The organism is Rhodovulum sp. MB263, assembly GCF_002073975.1.
Classification (GTDB): Bacteria; Pseudomonadota; Alphaproteobacteria; order Rhodobacterales; family Rhodobacteraceae; genus Rhodovulum.
The window spans coordinates 2,670,635-2,686,970 of the sequence record NZ_CP020384.1 but is presented as its reverse complement, the minus strand read 5'-3'; the positions used below and the strand labels follow the sequence as shown (position 1 = coordinate 2,686,970).

General features: G+C 69.5%; 14 protein-coding genes and 1 riboswitch. Of the genes, 7 read left to right on the top strand and 7 right to left on the bottom strand.

Going from position 1 to position 16,336, the window contains the following annotated elements:
* Positions 1 to 25 precede the first annotated feature (25 nt).
* The gene (locus B5V46_RS12525; RefSeq protein ID WP_080616913.1) at positions 26 to 394 is read right to left on the bottom strand and encodes a MerR family DNA-binding transcriptional regulator; all 369 of its coding nucleotides are present in this window, start codon (positions 392 to 394) and stop codon (positions 26 to 28) included.
* Positions 395 to 758: 364 nt separating this feature from the next.
* Here B5V46_RS12525 and B5V46_RS12520 point away from each other — a divergent pair, with 364 nt between their 5' ends.
* The 3 genes from B5V46_RS12520 to B5V46_RS12510 are packed head-to-tail and all read left to right on the top strand — an operon-like array spanning position 759 to position 3,041.
* Positions 759 to 1,187, top strand: a complete 429-nt coding sequence (locus tag B5V46_RS12520) for a PaaI family thioesterase (RefSeq protein ID WP_080616912.1) — start codon at positions 759 to 761, stop codon at positions 1,185 to 1,187.
* Positions 1,184 to 1,684 (top strand): PaaI family thioesterase, encoded by a 501-nt coding sequence (locus B5V46_RS12515; protein WP_080616911.1) that lies wholly within the window; start codon positions 1,184 to 1,186, stop codon positions 1,682 to 1,684. Before B5V46_RS12520 ends, B5V46_RS12515 begins: the two co-directional genes overlap by 4 nt.
* Position 1,685: 1 nt before the next feature.
* Positions 1,686 to 3,041 (top strand): MATE family efflux transporter, encoded by a 1,356-nt coding sequence (locus B5V46_RS12510; RefSeq protein WP_080616910.1) that lies wholly within the window; start codon positions 1,686 to 1,688, stop codon positions 3,039 to 3,041.
* A 969-nt stretch (positions 3,042 to 4,010) separates the two neighbouring features.
* Here the strand turns inward: B5V46_RS12510 and B5V46_RS12505 are convergent.
* Positions 4,011 to 5,054 (bottom strand): succinylglutamate desuccinylase/aspartoacylase family protein, encoded by a 1,044-nt coding sequence (locus B5V46_RS12505; RefSeq protein ID WP_080616909.1) that lies wholly within the window; start codon positions 5,052 to 5,054, stop codon positions 4,011 to 4,013.
* Positions 5,055 to 5,152: 98 nt separating this feature from the next.
* Positions 5,153 to 5,350: riboswitch (cobalamin riboswitch) on the top strand.
* Between the two features lie 154 nt (positions 5,351 to 5,504).
* On the opposite strand from B5V46_RS12505, the gene B5V46_RS12500 reads away from it, so the two are divergent.
* Complete coding sequence (locus tag B5V46_RS12500) at positions 5,505 to 5,930, top strand: cysteine-rich small domain-containing protein (protein ID WP_080616908.1); 426 nt, start codon at positions 5,505 to 5,507, stop codon at positions 5,928 to 5,930.
* Between the two features lie 40 nt (positions 5,931 to 5,970).
* Here the strand turns inward: B5V46_RS12500 and B5V46_RS12495 are convergent, their stop codons facing one another.
* Positions 5,971 to 6,831 (bottom strand): universal stress protein, encoded by an 861-nt coding sequence (locus B5V46_RS12495; protein ID WP_080616907.1) that lies wholly within the window; start codon positions 6,829 to 6,831, stop codon positions 5,971 to 5,973.
* A gap of 240 nt (positions 6,832 to 7,071) precedes the next feature.
* Here B5V46_RS12495 and B5V46_RS12490 point away from each other — a divergent pair, with 240 nt between their 5' ends.
* The 3 genes from B5V46_RS12490 to B5V46_RS12480 all read left to right on the top strand — a co-directional run bounded on the left by B5V46_RS12490 (position 7,072) and on the right by B5V46_RS12480 (position 13,231).
* The gene (locus B5V46_RS12490; protein WP_155774178.1) at positions 7,072 to 8,796 is read left to right on the top strand and encodes a cation:proton antiporter; all 1,725 of its coding nucleotides are present in this window, start codon (positions 7,072 to 7,074) and stop codon (positions 8,794 to 8,796) included.
* Positions 8,797 to 8,880: 84 nt separating this feature from the next.
* On the top strand, positions 8,881 to 11,670 hold the full coding sequence (locus B5V46_RS12485) for a cation-transporting P-type ATPase (protein ID WP_080616905.1): 2,790 nt from the start codon (positions 8,881 to 8,883) through the stop codon (positions 11,668 to 11,670).
* A 622-nt stretch (positions 11,671 to 12,292) separates the two neighbouring features.
* Complete coding sequence (locus B5V46_RS12480) at positions 12,293 to 13,231, top strand: alpha/beta hydrolase (protein ID WP_080616904.1); 939 nt, start codon at positions 12,293 to 12,295, stop codon at positions 13,229 to 13,231.
* An 8-nt stretch (positions 13,232 to 13,239) separates the two neighbouring features.
* On the opposite strand, the gene B5V46_RS12475 is transcribed toward B5V46_RS12480, so the two are convergent.
* The 4 genes from B5V46_RS12475 to B5V46_RS12460 form a co-directional block, all read right to left on the bottom strand.
* Positions 13,240 to 14,040, bottom strand: a complete 801-nt coding sequence (locus B5V46_RS12475; protein ID WP_080616903.1) for an amino acid ABC transporter ATP-binding protein — start codon at positions 14,038 to 14,040, stop codon at positions 13,240 to 13,242.
* Between the two features lie 3 nt (positions 14,041 to 14,043).
* The gene (locus B5V46_RS12470; protein WP_080616902.1) at positions 14,044 to 14,706 is read right to left on the bottom strand and encodes an amino acid ABC transporter permease; all 663 of its coding nucleotides are present in this window, start codon (positions 14,704 to 14,706) and stop codon (positions 14,044 to 14,046) included.
* Positions 14,706 to 15,353: an amino acid ABC transporter permease gene (locus B5V46_RS12465; RefSeq protein ID WP_080616901.1), complete on the bottom strand. Its 648-nt coding sequence runs from the start codon at positions 15,351 to 15,353 to the stop codon at positions 14,706 to 14,708. Before B5V46_RS12465 ends, B5V46_RS12470 begins: the two co-directional genes overlap by 1 nt.
* Before the next feature lie 78 nt (positions 15,354 to 15,431).
* Complete coding sequence (locus tag B5V46_RS12460; RefSeq protein WP_080616900.1) at positions 15,432 to 16,244, bottom strand: transporter substrate-binding domain-containing protein; 813 nt, start codon at positions 16,242 to 16,244, stop codon at positions 15,432 to 15,434.
* Positions 16,245 to 16,336 lie beyond the last annotated feature (92 nt).

Genomic DNA, 16,336 nt, shown 5'->3' with positions numbered 1-16,336 from the left:
GGGATGAACGGTCACACCCTGCCGCCTATGCCCGGCCGGCGGCGGCGGCGTCTCTCAGGGTCTGCAGCTCTTCGATCGAGGCTTCGAGCTGGACAAGCTGATCGCGCAGCACCTTGAGCTGGCGGTCGGCCATCTCGACCAGCGCCACCATCTGCGCCTCGCTGCCCTGTTCGTCATAGATCAGCAGCCATTGCCGGATTTCCTCGAGGCTGAAGCCGAAACGGCGGGCCCGGAGGATCAGCGTCATGCGCGCCACTTCGCGCGGGCCGTAAAAACGCGACCGTCCGTTTTTTGTCGGGCTCAGAAGCTCGATATATTCGTAATAACGCAATGTGCGGGGCGTCACATCGAACCTGGCACACATCTCTTTGAAATTCAGACGATCATCCGACATTGCCTCAAATCTACCAGCTATTTCCGTGCTAATAGCTAAGGCATTTCTGGGGCGTGGATCAATTCGGTTATATGCCTCATCCGGCTTGTTTTTTTGCCTTTTGCTCCGGCGGGTATCCTGCCGTAGCGTCAACATGCGTGCGGGGTTCCGAAAATCGGAACTCCCGTTCCGGTCGGTCCGAGACAGACGCCACCCGACCAGCTCTGGCCAGCCCCTGCCTATGCCGGCACAGAGCGCGGGCGCTCCGCATCCGGACAGGAGAGCGCCCGGTTCGCCACCGGGGCGGGCATCGCCGCGGGGCCATTGATTTTCAGCTTGCAGGGACCGGGGGCAGCCCCAATAACCGGGGCAGAGGGAGACCAGCATGAGCGATCTGAAAACCGATGTCGCGCGCCGCTTCATCGAGGCCATTCCGCATTCCCATGCGCTGTCGATGCAGGTCGACGCGCTGGGCGACGGCCGGGCCGAATTGTCGATGCCCTACGATTCGCGCCTGGTCGGAGATCCGCATGGCGGCGTGATTTCCGGCGGCGCGGTTTCGGCTCTGCTCGACACCTGCGGCGGGACCGCCGTGATCAGCCATCCCGAGGGGCCGGGCCAGACCGCGACGATCTCGCTCCGGATCGACTACATGCGCGCCGCGACCCCGGGCCAGCGGCTGGTGGCGCGGGCCGAATGCTATCACGTGACCCGCTCGGTCGCCTTCGTGCGCGCGACCGCGACCGATGACGACCGCGACCATCCGGTGGCGACCGCGACCGGGACCTTCACCGCCGACGGGGGCGCTGCATGAGCCGCCGTCCCCCGGAACCCGTCCAGATCGTCAAGCAACGGCGCGATGCGGCGCTGGCGGCGCTGGTCGAGGGCCTGCCCTATGCGCGCTTCCTCGGGATCTCCTTCGACCGCCGCGGCGACGAGCTGACCGGGGTGATGGTGTTTCACGAGGCGCTGATCGGAAATCCGGCGCTGCCTGCGCTTCATGGCGGCGCGACGGCGGCCTTTCTCGAGCTGACGGCCATTGTCGGTCTGTCCTGGGCGATGATCTGGGACGATCTGGAAAGCGGCAGGCTGGAGGCCGCGACGCTGACCCCCGAGACCCTGCCGCGCCTGCCCAAGACCATCGATTTCACGGTCGATTACCTGCGTCCGGGCCTGCCGCGCGATGCCTATGCCCGGGCCCGTGTCAACCGCTCGGGACGGCGCTATGCCAGCGTCCATGTCGAGGCCTGGCAGGACAACCGCGCCCGGCTTTTCGCCCAGGCGACAGGCCATTTCCTGATGCCCACCTGACATGACCGAGGCCGTTGTCCGCCCTGACATGACGCCGCCGCCGCGGCTCGGTCATCGCCGGGTCCTGGCCATCGCGCTGCCGATCGTGCTGTCGAATGTCACCGTGCCGATCCTGGGCGCGGTCGATACCGGCGTCGTCGGCCAGATCGGCGAGGCCGCCCCCATCGGCGCGGTCGGGATCGGCGCGGTGGTGCTGGCCGCGCTGTACTGGATGTTCGGCTTTCTGCGGATGGGCACGACCGGGCTGACCGCACAGGCGCTGGGCGCGGGCGACCGGGCCGAGGTGGCGGCGATGCTGACCCGGGTCCTGATGATCGCGGCCGCGGCCGGGCTGGGCCTGATCGTGCTGCAGGGGCCGCTTTTCGCCGCGGCGCTGGGCCTTGCGCCCGCCAGTGCCGAGGTCGAGGGCCTGGCCAGCCAGTACATGGCGGTCCGGATCTGGTCGGCGCCTGCGACCATCGCGCTTTACGGGCTGACCGGCTGGCTGATCGGGCAGGAGCGGACCGGCTCGGTGCTGGCGATCCAGCTCTGGATGAACGGGCTCAATGTCGCGCTCGATCTGGGCTTCGTGCTGGCGCTGGGCTGGGGCGTGCCGGGGGTGGCCGCAGCCACGGTGATTGCGGAATGGTCGGGGCTGGCGCTTGGGTTCTGGCTGTGCCGTGCGGCGTTTCGCGATGCCGCTTGGCGCGCCTGGGCGCGGGTCCTCGACCCGGTGCGGCTTCGGCATATCGCCGGGGTCAATACCGACATCCTGATCCGGTCGCTGCTGTTGCAGGGGATCATGCTGTCCTTCCTGTTTCTCGGCGCGGGGTTCGGCGACGTGCCGCTGGCGGCCAATCAGGTGCTGCTGCAATTCCTCGAGATCACCGCCTATGCGCTTGACGGCTTCGCCTTTGCCGCCGAGGCGCTGGTCGGTCAGGCGATGGGCGCGCGCTCGGTCGCGGCGCTCCGGCGCGGGGCGCTGCTGACCAGCGGCTGGGGGCTTCTGGCCGTCATCGGGCTGGCTGGGGCCTTTGCCCTTGGTGGCGGGGCCATCGTCGACCGGATGACGACCGCGCCCGAGGTGCGGGCCGAGGCGCGGGTGTTCCTGCCCTATATGGTGGCCGCCCCGGTCGCGGGGATTGCGGCCTGGATGCTCGACGGTATCTTCATCGGCGCCACCCGCACGGCCGACATGCGCAACATGATGGCCCTCTCGGCCGCGATCTACGCCCTCGCCGTGGCGCTCCTGGTGCCGGTCTTCGGCAATCACGGGCTCTGGCTTGCGCTTTTGGTGGCCTTCGTGGCGCGCGGCGTGACGCTCGGGCTGCGCTATCCCGCGCTCGAGGCGGCGGCGCGAGGCGGGCAGGTCGGCTAGGGGGCGGCCTCCCCCTAGCCATGTCCGGCAGTCTTGGCGGGGGAGGTCCTGCCTGCAGTCACCTGAGCCCGTCTAGGGCGGAGACGGGATGAAGGCAGCCCATGCCCCCTGCGCGGGCTTTCTCGCAGCGCATATTTCCTGCCGGACCTGTGCGGCCCTCTGGAAGAAATTCCCGAGCCCGTGCCGCTTTGCATGAAGGCGGGGATCGCACCTTGGCGTGGCTGCGCGTGGGGGATTGGCCGGTCTCCGGGCCTTGGTGCCGGGATCGCGCGCGATCAGCTTGCGCAGATGTCCGGTGTCATGGGCGGCACCCGCGATCGCGTGGCTGCCCCTTGCAAGCCCATGATCAGCGCCGCAGTCTGCGGATGATCCCACGTAGTCTCCGGTCGCTGAAGCAAGGCGCCCCGGCCTTGCGACGGCATCGGCATTGGCCTGAATTTTCGTCGTCGACCGCCGCGCGGGCGACCGATGCCTAGAGGCTGAGCTGCCCTTCTGGCCGGGTCCATCGCCCTAGACCTTGCAGATCGTGCTGTCGATCAGATCATGTCCGGCGTTGGGATCCTCGGATAAACGGCTGAAAAGACCGTCGCTGACCCCGGAGATCGCCTGTCTTCGGAACCGTGCCTGGTCCGCTCTTCCCTTGCCGAACTCCGCCGGACGACCCCGTCAGAGAGCTGCTCTGCGCGCCAGCCACGATACGGCATCCTCGAACGACCGGTTGTCGATGCGGGGTGGCCGGGAAGGCCTTCCCGCGCCGGAAGCTGGCCCTGGATCTGCGCCCATTGCACCTCCGCCAAGGCGCGTCTGCCCGGGATCGTCTTCGGTCTCGGTTCTGGAACAGAGCTCGGCCTGCTCCGGGGTGACTCTGACGGCGTGCGTGGTCGTGGCGCTGCCATGACGAACTTGTCCCATACGGCTTCCTTCCAAGCTTGAGAAAGGATCACACCATCAAACCGTGGGATCAAACACCTAGAGGATCTCGTCCTCGTCGAAAAGCTGCCCGGCCGCGACCTCGCTGGCCCAGGCGTCGATCCGGTCCTCGGCGCGGTCGGCGGGGGCGATCGCGGCCAGATGAAAGACCGCATTGCCCTCGTTCACCACCGGCAGGATGGCGCGGCCGACGATGATGCCCGGCTCGGTGGCGCGGATCTCGGCCTCGATCTCGCCGAACGGGTCCGAGACCACCGCCAGCAGATCGCCCGCCGCGACCACGTCGCCTTCCGAGCGGTAGGTACGCAAAAGCCCGCCCTGTGGCGCGCGCAGCCAGTGCGACACCCGGCAGTCGAGCGGCGCGCGCCGCGCCTTCGGCACACCCTTGGCGGGGATCATGCCGCGGTCGAACATCACCCGCAGCACGCCCGAAAGCCCGGCCCGGACCGCGACCTCGTCGAAGCGCAGTCCCTCGCCGCCCTCGTATAGCAGCATCTGGACCCCCATCCGCGCTGCGGTCTCGCGCAGCGAGCCCGGCCGTGCCCCGGAGCTCAGCACCACCGGGGCCGCGAAGACCCGGGCCAGCCGGGCCAGCTCGGGCGCGTCCGGAACCACGCGGATCTGGGGCAGGTTGGTGCGATGCACTGCCGCTGAATGCAGGTCGATGCCGATCTGGCAGCGCCCGACCACCTCCTCGACCAGAAGATGCGCCAGCCGCGCGGCCATCGAGCCGCCCGACGAGCCGGGAAAGCAGCGGTTCAGGTCGCGCCGGTCGGGCAGGTAGCGCGACAGGTTGAGAAAGCCGAAGGCGTTGACGATTGGGATCGCGATCAGCGTGCCGCGCAGCGCGCCGAGCGCGGGCAGGCTCAGAAGCCGGCGCACGATCTCGACCCCGATCACCTCGTCGCCATGCACGCCTGCGGTCACGAACATCGCGGGGCCCGGGCGGCGGCCATGAACGACATGTGCCGAGAGCGTGACCGGGGTGTGGTCGGACAGCACCGAGACCGGCAGATCCACGGTGCGGCGGCTGCCGGGCGGAACGGTTTCCGAGCCGAGCGTGAAGCCCGCCCGCGCCGTCATCTGGTTTCTGTCGGAAAGAAGGTCATGGGCGCAAGGTAGCGCCTTGCCGGGGCCGCTCGCAAGAGCCCCGCGGATTGACAGCGGCCGGCCGGGACCCCATTGATGGGGGGCGTTCTGGTGCTCCCGCGAGGGAGTGAAAAGGGAAGCCGGTGCAAATCCGGCGCTGCCCCCGCAACTGTCAGCGGCGAGCCACCGCCCCGAACCGCCACCGGAACCGGCATCGCCCGGGCCGGGAAGGCGGGCGGACCGGCCGAGACCCGCCAGCCAGGAGACCTGCCAGCGCGCCGAACCGCCCCACGGGTGGCGTGTCCGGTCGTCCGGGCCGGGCGCCATTGCCGGGGCAAGCGGCCGCGATCTGCCTTCGCTTCGCGGGCGGGTGCGGCCTTCATCCCGCCGCTGACCGGCCCGGGGCGGGTCCGTCCGCGGCCGCCGACCGGAAGGAGTTGCGCCATGCAACCCAAGGACCTGACCGATAACGAGGCCTTCAAGGGCTTCACCAACAGCGCCTGTCCGTTCCTGCCCTGCCACAAGGGCGTGGCACGCGAGTTCAACTGCCTGTTCTGCTACTGTCCGCTGATCGCCTATGAATGCCCCGGACCCTATCAGACCTATACCGATGCCAACGGGCTGACCCGGAAGGACTGCTCGGCCTGCACGCTGCCGCATGACGGCTATCTGCAATCCTGGAACTTCATCCAGCGCTGGCTGGAATATCCGCAGCCCTGGTCGGGCCGGCCGCAGACCGACCCGCCGGTCCGGCGCCCGCGCCCGCCGCAGCCGACCGGCGCGGACGAGATCCACCGGCTTCGCCGCGAGGATGGCGCGGCAAAGGACGATCTGGCAAAAGACGACGGGGTAAAAGACGGCGGCGACTGAAGGCGCCGACCGCAGGCTGCGACACCGAAGGTGGGGCGCGTCAGGCCGGGGCGGGCGGGACCGCCAGCACGTCGGCCGTGGCGCTGCGCAGCACCTGACGGGCGACGCTGCCCAGAACCATGGTTTCGAACGCGCCGCGGCTCTGGGTGCCGACAACGATCAGATCGGCCTCGGCCTCGGTCGCGGCGGCGAGGATCTCGGAGGCCGCGCTGCCGCTCCGGTGGCGCACCAGTTCGATCATCGGACCCTGCGGCAGCTCGCGCAGGAACTCGGTCAGGGCGCGGGCCGCCTCGGCCCCGGCCTCGCGCAGATGCGCCTCCCGGTCGTCCTCGCGGGTGGCGTGGATCCGCATCATCGCCGCTTCGGTCGCGTCGAAGACATGCAGCACCGAACTGCGCAGCCGATGGCCGAAGCCCAGCCCGTCCAGGCGCCGGAACGCGCCCTGCGAGCCTTCCGACAGGTCGGTCGCCAGCAGCGCATGGCGATAGGGGCCGACCGGCGGCGCATTGGCCATCAGCACCGGGCAGGCGGCGGCGCGGATCGTGCGCTCGGCCGTGGTGCCGACGAAGACATCGCGCAGGATCTGGCGCCGGTGCGGCCCGATCACCAGCAGGTCGGCCCCAAGCTGGCGCACGGCCTCGATCAGCCCGGCAAAGGGATCGGCCAGCACCACATGCGCCGCGCAGTCGAGCCCGTCATGCTCGCGCAGCGTCGCCGCCTGCTGTTGCAGAAGCCCGGCCGCGGCCTCGCGCTCGGCCTCGACGATCCTGACAGGCTGATCGTCATCGACCACATGCACCAGCCGCAGCGCGGCGCCGGTCTGGCGGGCCAGCAGCGTGGCGCGGCGCAGCGCGCGATCGGACCGTTCCGAGAAATCGGTGCCCACCAGTATGGTTTTCATGCCTGCCTCCCTCCCTTCGGGCAGCCCCCCGCCGCCTGCTGCCGATGGCGCTGCGTCAAATCTGATCGGGGGCGTTCATCTTTCCGCAGAAGTACTTATGTGAGCCCAGATCATTTTGAAAGGCGTGCCCCCGACGATGACCCTCTTGCCGCACCGGACCCCGCATCCCGACACGACCATTCCTGTCGCCTTCATCGCCACGGGCCCGGATCGGGCCCTTCCGGAACGGAGGGTATCGTGATGGAGACGTTGCTGCATTCGCAGTTCGGCGAGATCGCGACGCTTCTGGTGCTGGCGGCGGCCATCGGGTTCGCGGGGCTGCTGCTGCGCCAGCCGCTGATCGTGAGCTTCATCGCCGTCGGGCTGGTCGCGGGGCCCTCGGCGCTCGACATCGTGCGTTCGTCGGACCAGATCGACCTTCTGTCGCAGCTCGGGATCGCGGTGCTGCTGTTCCTCGTGGGCATCAAGCTTGACGTCAAGCTGATCCGCTCGCTCGGGGCGGTGTCGCTTCTGACCGGGCTGGGGCAGGTGGCCTTCACCTCGGTCTTCGGCTACCTGATCGGGCTGGGGCTGGGGCTTGGCCATGTCACCAGCCTTTACGTCGCCGTGGCGCTGACCTTCTCCTCGACCATCATCATCGTCAAGCTGCTCTCGGACAAGCGCGAGATCGACGCGCTGCATGGCCAGATCGCGCTTGGCTTCCTGATCGTGCAGGATCTGGTGGTGGTGCTGGCGATGATCGTGCTGTCGGCCATCGGGATCGGGTCGGCCGAGGGCGGCGGGCATGGCGGCGGCAACGTGCTGTCGGTTCTGGGCTTCGGTCTGGCGATGGTGGGCGCCGTGGTTCTCTTCGTGCGCTATGTCGCCGATCCGCTCTCCGAGCGGCTGGCCCGCGCGCCCGAGCTGCTGGTGATCTTTGCCATCGCCCTGGCCGCGATCTTCGCCGCGGTCGCCGATTTCGTCGGGCTCGGCAAGGAGGTCGGCGGGCTGCTGGCGGGGGTGTCGCTGGCCTCGACCCCCTATCGCGAGACCATCGCCGCCCGGCTGGCGCCGCTGCGCGACTTCCTGCTGCTGTTCTTCTTCATCGCGCTGGGGGCCGCGCTCGATCTGTCGCTGCTGGGGGCGCATGTGCCCGGGGCGATCCTGTTCTCGCTGTTCGTGCTGATCGGCAACCCGCTGATCGTGCTCGCGATCATGGGGGCGATGGGCTATCGCAAGCGCACCGGCTTCCTGGCCGGGCTGACCGTGGCCCAGATCAGCGAGTTCTCCCTGATCTTCGTCGCCATGGGGGTCTCGCTCGGCCATGTCGCGCCCGACGCGCTGGGGCTTGTCACCATGGTCGGGCTCGTGACCATCGCGGCCTCGACCTACATGATCACCTATTCGCACCGGCTTTACGATCTCTGCGAACCGGTTCTGGGCCTCTTCGAGCGCCGCGGCACCCCGCGCGAACCGGAGACCGAGGCCACAAGCTGCAGGCGGCGGGCCGGAGTCCTGATCTTCGGGCTTGGCCGGTTCGGCACCGCCATCGGGCTGAGACTGCAGAAGCGCGGCATCGACGTCCTGGGCATCGACTTCAACCCGCAGGCGGTGCGCCGGGCCCGCGAACTTGGCATCGAGGCCTGCTATGGCGATGCCAGCGACCCGGAATTCGTGGCCGAACTGCCGCTGGCCGAGGCCGCCTGGGTGGTGTCGAGCGTGCCGATCCTGCCCAAGGGGCTGACCGAGGAAGACACCCGCCGCACCCTGATCCAGCTTGCGCGCGGCGCGGGCTTCCGGGGCCGCATCGCGGTGGCCTCGCATAGCGCGGCCGATACCCGCGATCTGATGGGGGCGGGCGCCGATCTGGTGCTCGAGCCGTTCCAGGACGCGGCCGACCGCGCCGTCGAGCTGCTGTCGGGTGCGCCCGAGACAGAGCGCACCGCGATCCCGGGGATCGACAGCGAGGCGCCGCAGCCCGCATGACCCGCGGCCGCCCTTCCGGGGGCGGCCGACCGTATCGCGGCCGCAGAAGGCGGCTGCCAGACCGGCTCGACAAGGGAGACCCCCATGCCAGACCGTTCCGACCGTCCCTTCCATGCGCTGAGCGCCGACGAGACCCTGGCCGGGCTGTCGGCCGTGCCGGGCGGACTTGCGCCCGACGAGGCCGCCCGGAGGCTGGCCACCCATGGCCCCAACCGTCTGCCCGACCCGCCCGGGCGCAATGCGCTTCTGCGCTTCCTCGCGCAGTTCCACAACGTGCTGATCTATGTGCTGATCGCCGCCGCCGGGGTGACGGCCGCGCTGCAGCACTGGGTCGATACCGGGGTGATCCTGGCGGTTGTGCTGGTCAATGCGGTGATCGGTTTCGTGCAGGAGGGCCGGGCCGAGCAGGCGATGGCCGCGATCCGCGACATGCTGGCGCCGCGCTCGGCGGTGCTCAGGGGCGGGCGCCGGGTGACGGTCGATGCGGCCGATCTGGTGCCGGGCGATGTGGTGCTGATCGAGGCCGGCGACCGGGTGCCGGCCGATCTGCGGCTGATCGAGGCGCGCGGGCTGCGCGTCGAAGAGGCGATCCTGACCGGCGAATCCGTTCCGGTCGAGAAGGCGGTGGCCGCCGTCGCGCCCGAGGCGGCGCTGGCCGACCGGCTGCCGATGCTGTTCAGCGGCACCCTGGCCGCGGCGGGCACCGGGCGCGGCGTCGTGGTGGCGACCGGTCCCGCCACCCAGATCGGGCGGATCAGCGGCATGCTGGCCTCGGTCGAGACGCTGACGACGCCGCTGGTCCGGCAGATGGATCTGTTCGCGCGCTGGCTCACGGTCTTCATCCTGCTGGTCGCGGGCAGCCTGCTGGCCTACGGCTTCCATGTCGGCCACATGTCCTTCGGCGAGCTGTTCATGGCGGTGGTCGGGCTGTCGGTCGCGGCCATCCCCGAGGGGCTTCCGGCGGTGCTGACGATCACGCTGGCGGTGGGGGTTCAGGCGATGGCGCGGCGCAATGCCATCGTCCGCCGGCTGCCCGCGATCGAGACGCTGGGCTCGGTCTCGGTGATCTGCTCGGACAAGACCGGCACGCTGACGCGCAACGAGATGATGGCTGCGCGGCTGGCGCTGGGCGAGGCCGATCTGGCCGTCGCGGGCGAGGGCTATGCACCCGTGGGAGAGTTGCGTCCTGTCTATGTTGCGGCCGATGTCTGGTCCGGGGCTGAGCCAGGGGCCGAGGCTGGGGCCGGGGGCAGGGAAGGGGGCAGGACAGCCGCCGATCCCGGCCTGCTGGCGGCGCTGGCAAGATGTGCCGCGCTTTGCAATGACGCGGTTCTGCATGAGGGCGGCCATAATAACGGTGGCCTGCAGGAGGCGGGCGGCCTCTGGCGGGTCGAGGGCGACCCGATGGAGGGCGCGCTGCTGGCGCTGGCGGGCAAGATCGGGACGCCCGTCGGCGACCGGGCCCGCCTCGACGCCATTCCCTTCGATGCCGCGCATCGCTACATGGCCGTGCTGGTCGACGATCCCGCGGGCGGGGCGGAACTTCTGGTCAAGGGCGCGCCCGAGGCGGTGCTGGCGCTTTGCTCCGACCGGATGGCGCCGGGTGGCGGCACCGCTCCTTTCGCGCCCGGGGAGTGGCACCGCAAGGTCGAGGAGCTGGCCGCAGACGGGCTGCGGGTGCTGGCGTTGGCGCGCCGCGCGATGCCCGCCGGGCAGGAGGGGCTGTCGCAGGACGATCTCGACGGGCGGCTCAGCCTGATCGGACTGGTGGGGCTGATCGACCCGCCCCGGCCCGAAGCCATCGCGGCCGTGGCCGACTGCCATTCGGCGGGGATCCGGGTCAAGATGATCACCGGCGATCACGGCGCGACCGCGCGCGCCATCGCCGCCGAGATCGGGCTGAAGAACACCGACCGGGTGCTGACCGGGGCCGATGTCGAGGCGATGGACGATGCCGAGCTGGCCGCGGCCGCGACCGGCACCGACATCTTCGCCCGCACCTCTCCGGCGCATAAGCTGCGGCTGGTGAGCGCGCTGCAGGCGCGCGGGCTGACGGTGGCGATGACCGGCGACGGGGTGAATGACGCGCCCGCGCTCAAGCGCGCCGATGCCGGCATCGCCATGGGCCGGAAGGGCAGCGCCGCTGCCCGCGAGGCGGCCGAGCTGGTGCTGGCCGACGACAATTTCGCCTCGATCGCGGCGGCGGTGCGCGAGGGGCGCACGGTCTATGACAACATCAAGAAGGTGATCAGCTGGACCCTGCCCACCAATGCGGGCGAGGCCCTGACCATCATCGTGGCGCTGTTCGCGGGCATGGCGCTGCCGATCACGGCGGTGCAGATCCTCTGGGTCAATCTCATCACCGCGGTCACGCTGGGCCTTGCGCTGGCCTTCGAGCCCTCCGAGCCCGGCACCATGCGCCGTCCGCCCCGCGCCCGGACCGAGCCGCTTCTGACCGGTGGGCTGATCTGGCATATCCTGCTGGTCTCGGGGCTCTTCGTGCTCGCGGTCTTCGGCATCTTCGCCTATGCGCTCGAGCGTGGCCACGATCCGGTGCTGGCCCAGACCATGGCGATGAACACGCTGGTCGTGCTCGAGATCTTCCACCTGTTCTTCATCCGCAACATCCATGGCACCTCGCTGACCTGGGCCGGTGTGCGGGGCACCCGCGTCGTCTGGGCCTGCGTGCTGACGGTGACGGGGGCGCAGCTTGCGGTGACCTATCTGCCGGTCCTGCAGTCGGTCTTCGGCACAAGGCCGGTGCCGCTCGGGGACGGGCTGCTGATCCTCTGCGTCGGCGCGGTCTTCTTCGCGCTGATCGAGACCGAGAAGCAGATGCGGCTGGCCTTCCGCCGGGCTCTGCCCGAGCGCTGAGAGGTGCGGAGGCGCTGCCGGTCCGGATCCATCTGTCGGGCCTGCGGCGCCCGGGCTTTCGGGGGTGGGTCGTTCGGCCACCGCCGCCACGCATCGGGAAAGCCGGTGGCCTGTCCCGGATCGGCTCCCGACCGGGGTGGCCTTCCGGGGCTCCGCTCGCCGAGGCCCCTTCGGGCATAACGAGAACGCAGGCAGGGCCTTGAAGGCCGGAACCGGCGGGGTGGGGCAGAGCCGCCCTCGGGTGCGGCCGGTAAATCCGGTCAACGGCTCAGCCCATCAGCCCGGGGGTCGTCCCGATTCCCACGTCGCGAGCCTCTGTCTGGCGATGCCGCGCGACGGCGGATGTCTGTGCTTGCTTTGATGAGGGCGGCACCTGTCTTCCGCTCCCTCTGCCGGACCTGCCCTGGCCGGGGCGCAGCTTCTGCCCCCTGTCTGTATCCGTGCCCGTGCCCTGTCCGGGGACAGGCCCCGCCGCCGCCTTTCCTGCGCCATCGCCTGCCGGGCTGTCGCGGAGGGCCAGAGCCCCCGTGCATTCCCGTGCATTCCCTCGACCGGGCAGCTAGCTTGGCGCCCGTCCGACGTGCCGGGATCAAGACGCGCCGGGATCAAAAGGAGACATGTCATGCGCCTGTTCGCGCTTCTTTCGCTTTTCTGCCCGGCCGTCGCGCTGGCCGGGCCGGTGCAGATCGAGGGCCCTGCGGGTCCGCTCGAGGCCGAGGCCCTGGCGGTGGCGGGCGCGCGGGCGGCGGTGGTGATCGTGCCGGGCTCGGGGCCGGTCGATCGCGATGGCAACGCCCCGGCGCTGGGACTGCGCTCGGACAGCTACCGGCTTCTGGCCGAGGCGCTGCAGGCGGCGGGCGTCGCCTCGCTCCGGATCGACAAGCGCGGCTTCGGTGGCAGCGCGGGCGCCATCGCCGACCCGAATGACGTGACCATTGCCGCCTATGCCGGGGATCTGCGCCGCTGGGTGGCACGCGCGGCCGGGCTTGCGCCCTGCGTCTGGATCGCGGGCCATTCCGAGGGCGGGCTGGTCGCTCTGGTGGCGGCCGGGGAGCCGCCCGAGGCGCTGTGCGGGCTGATCCTGATGGCGACGCCCGGCCGCCCGGTCGGGCAGTTGATGGTCGAGCAGATGCGGGCGCTTCCGGGCAATGCGCCGCTGATGCCCGAGATCGAGGCCATGGTCGCGACGCTGGAGGCGGGTGGCCGCCGCGATCCCGAGACCTTGCCGCCGCCGCTGCGGCAGCTGTTCGCGGCCGGGCTGCAGGACTACATGGCTGATCTCTTCGTCTATGATCCGGCGGCGCTGGCAGAGGGCTGGCACGGCCCTGCGCTGATCCTTCAGGGCGGGGCCGACATGCAGGTGCGGCCGGAGGATGCAGACCGGCTGGCGGCGGCGATGCCGCAGGCGCGGCGGGTCGACCTGCCGGGCGTCACCCATATGCTGAAGGCCGATCTGCCGGGTCGGCCCTACGTCACCTATACCGAGCCCACGCTGCCGCTGGCCCCGGGCGTCGTTGCGGCGATCCTGGAGGCGGTCGAAGGGACCGCCGAAGGGCGGTAACGGCGCGGTCAGAAGTCGAGCGAGTTGCGTTCGCGATAGCCCTGCAGGAAGCTTGCCAGCCGCTGATCGGTCGGGTGCTGGAAGATCTCGCGCGGGGCGCCGGCGGCAACCAGTTCGCCGCGCTCCATGAACACCACGCGGTCGGCCACATGGGCGGCAAAGCCCATCTCGTGGGTGACGACGACCATGGTCATGCCCTCGGCGGCAAGCTGCTTCATCACCGCCAGAACCTCGCCCACAAGCTCGGGGTCGAGCGCGCTGGTCGGCTCGTCGAACAGCATGATCCGGGGCTCCATGGCGATGGCGCGGGCGATGGCCACGCGCTGCTGCTGGCCGCCCGACAGCCGGCTGGGATGGTTGCCCTCCTTGTCGGCCAGCCCGACCTTGGCCAGCGCCTCGCGCGCGCGTTCGGTCGCCTCGGCATGTTTCAGCCCGCGCACCCGCTCCAGCCCCTCGGCCACGTTCTGCAGCGCGGTCATGTGCGGCCAGAGGTTGAACTGCTGGAACACCATGCCGATGTCGCGCCGCATCTCGCGCAGCCGCCGCCCGGACATCCGCTTGCCGCCGGGGGTCTCGTAGCCGATCAGCCGGTCGTCGATGCGCACCTCGCCGCTGTCATATTCCTCGAGGAAGTTGATGCAGCGCAGCAGCGTCGACTTGCCCGATCCGGACGGCCCGATCAGGCAGGTCACCTTGCCGGGCGGGATGTCGAGCGTGATGTCCTTCAGCGCATGGAAATCGCCATAGAACTTGTTGACCGCGCGCAGATGCGCCGAAGCAGGGGTGGTGGCGGTGGGCTCGGGGGACATCGATCAGCTTTCTTCGAGAAGATAGTGGGTGAAGCGGCGTTCGAGGCGGCGGCCAAAGCGCGAGATGACCTCGACGAAGCCCCAGAAGAACAGGGCGAGGATCAGGATCGGCAGGACGAATTCGAAGGTCTCGCTCATCATGGTCTGGGTCTGGAACATGATCTCGGGCACGGTGATCATCGACAGGATGACGGTTTCCTTGGTCAGGATGATCGCGAAATTCACCAGTGCCGGCAGGGCCGAGACCATCATCACCGGCAGCATGATGCGCCAGACGATGGTGCGTCCGGGCAGGCCGATGGCGCGGGCGGCCTCGATCTGGCCCCTGGGCACGGCATCGAAGCCCGCGCGCAGGATCTCGGTGAAATAGGCCGCACCGTAAAGCGACAGCCCAAGCACGCCCGCGGGCAGCGCGTCGAGCCTCAGCCCGATCAGCGGTCCGCCATAGTAAAGAACGAAAAGCTGAACGAGGAAGGGCGTGCCGCGGATGAATTCGACATAGGCCCGGATCGGCCAGCCGACCCAGATCCGGGGCCCGAAGCGGCGGGCCATTTCCAGCAGGAAGCCCAGCACGAGCCCGCCCGCGGTGCCCAGCACCCAGGTCAGAAGCGTCAGCCCGAAGCCGGTCAGAAGGTCGGGGCCATAGCGGTGGAGCATCTCCAGCATCAGACCGTCAGCCTCCGTTCCAGCAGCCGCCCGGCGGCGGCGATCACCAGGTTGATCGCGAGATAGAGCAAGGCGGCGGCCAGGTAGATCTCGAGATAGCGATAGGTCGAGGAGGCGATCGACTGGCTCATCCGGGTGATCTCGACGATGCCGACGACGGTCACCAGCGAGCTGGCCTTCACCAGCAGGATCAGCTCGTTGACGATGGCGGGCAGGCCGATCTTGAGCGCCTGCGGCAGCAAGACCCGGACCCAGAGATTGCCCGGGCTCATGCCGATGGCGAGCGCGGCCTCGGCCTGGCCCTTCGGAATGGCGTTGATCGAGCCGCGCAGCACCTCGGCCAGATAGGCCGCGGCGCAGAGCCCGACGGTCAGGACGGCGGCGGCCAGCGGCGGCACGTTGATGCCGATGACCGGCAGCAGGTAATAGGCGACCAGCAGCTGGATCAGCAGCGGCACGCCCCGGAAGAAGCTGACGTAAAGCCCGGCCACGCGGCGCAGCGCCCTGCGTTTGGACAATGCCGCCGTGCAGAGGATCGCGCCGAGGATCAGCCCCTGCAGGCAGCCAAGGACCGAGATCAGCAGCGTGTAGCGCGCGGCGCCCAGAAGCACCGGCAGGTTCTCGATGATGGTCTGAAAGGAAAACACGGGCGGACCGCTCCCTGGCTGGTGGGCGGGCCGGCACCTGTCCGGCCCGCATGATGCCTGTGGAAAAGGCGCGAGCGCTCAGAGCTCGGGCATTTCCTGCGGAAGCTCGGTCGCGGTGCCGAACCATTTCTCCTGCAGCGCGGCCATCCGTCCGTCATCCTGGATCTTGATCAGCGCCTCGTTGATCGCGGCGACCAGCGTGTCGCCCTCGCCCTTGCGCGCGACCCAGGCGAAATAGGTGGGCTTGCCGAAGGGCGGCTTGACGACCGCGAACTGCTCGGGCCGGCTCTTGGCGAGATAGTCGAGAAGCGGCGCCGAGCCCGCCACCGCGTCGAGACGGCGGGTCATCAGATCGGCATAGGCCTCGTCGGGCGTGCCGTATTCCTTGATCTTGATGCCGCCGATCTTCTCGGCATAGGCCTCGAGCTGGGCCTGCTGGGCGGTGCCCTTCTGCACGCCCACAGTCTTGCCCTTGGCGTCTTCGGGCGTTTCCATGTCGCCGCCGGTGCGCTGCACGAAGGCCACGGTCGAATCCGAGATCGGCAGGGTGAAGGCATAGCGTTCGGCGCGCTCGGCGGTCATCGTCACCGGGGCCAGAACGAAATCGAACTTGTTGACCTCGAGACCGGGCAGGATCGAGGTCCAGGGCAGGTCCTGATATTCGGGGGTGACGCCCAGCTCCTTGGCGATCTCGTCGAAGAGGTCGCGGTCGAAGCCGACATATTCGCCCTTCTCCAGCATGTCGAACGGCGCGTAATGCATCTCGGTGGCGGCCACGATCTTGCCGGCGGCCCGTATGTCGGACAGCTGGTCGGCCAGCACGCCGGAGGCGCTCAGCGCCAGGGCGCTGAGCCCGAAAAGCGCGGATTTCATCGAAAGACGAAGCGTCATGGTTCTCTCCTGTTGGCGGGGCCGGTCGTGTTGGCCGGCGCCCCGCCCCGGAAGGCGCCGGAAGTCTCGGGCCGGGCGCCGTGTATCCGGCG

Excerpts from the sequence above, each read along its gene's own strand:
- B5V46_RS12510 (WP_080616910.1), top strand. The coding sequence starts at position 1,686 with ATGACCGAGGCCGTTGTCCGCCCTGACATGACGCCGCCGCCGCGGCTC.
- B5V46_RS12525 (WP_080616913.1), bottom strand. The coding sequence starts at position 394 with ATGTCGGATGATCGTCTGAATTTCAAAGAGATGTGTGCCAGGTTCGAT.
- B5V46_RS12520 (WP_080616912.1), top strand. The coding sequence starts at position 759 with ATGAGCGATCTGAAAACCGATGTCGCGCGCCGCTTCATCGAGGCCATT.
- B5V46_RS12500 (WP_080616908.1), top strand. The coding sequence starts at position 5,505 with ATGCAACCCAAGGACCTGACCGATAACGAGGCCTTCAAGGGCTTCACC.
- B5V46_RS12475 (WP_080616903.1), bottom strand. The coding sequence starts at position 14,040 with ATGTCCCCCGAGCCCACCGCCACCACCCCTGCTTCGGCGCATCTGCGC.
- B5V46_RS12480 (WP_080616904.1), top strand. The coding sequence starts at position 12,293 with ATGCGCCTGTTCGCGCTTCTTTCGCTTTTCTGCCCGGCCGTCGCGCTG.
- B5V46_RS12490 (WP_155774178.1), top strand. The coding sequence starts at position 7,072 with ATGGAGACGTTGCTGCATTCGCAGTTCGGCGAGATCGCGACGCTTCTG.
- B5V46_RS12505 (WP_080616909.1), bottom strand. The coding sequence starts at position 5,054 with ATGACGGCGCGGGCGGGCTTCACGCTCGGCTCGGAAACCGTTCCGCCC.
- B5V46_RS12460 (WP_080616900.1), bottom strand. The coding sequence starts at position 16,244 with ATGACGCTTCGTCTTTCGATGAAATCCGCGCTTTTCGGGCTCAGCGCC.
- B5V46_RS12470 (WP_080616902.1), bottom strand. The coding sequence starts at position 14,706 with ATGCTGGAGATGCTCCACCGCTATGGCCCCGACCTTCTGACCGGCTTC.
- B5V46_RS12485 (WP_080616905.1), top strand. The coding sequence starts at position 8,881 with ATGCCAGACCGTTCCGACCGTCCCTTCCATGCGCTGAGCGCCGACGAG.
- B5V46_RS12495 (WP_080616907.1), bottom strand. The coding sequence starts at position 6,831 with ATGAAAACCATACTGGTGGGCACCGATTTCTCGGAACGGTCCGATCGC.
- B5V46_RS12515 (WP_080616911.1), top strand. The coding sequence starts at position 1,184 with ATGAGCCGCCGTCCCCCGGAACCCGTCCAGATCGTCAAGCAACGGCGC.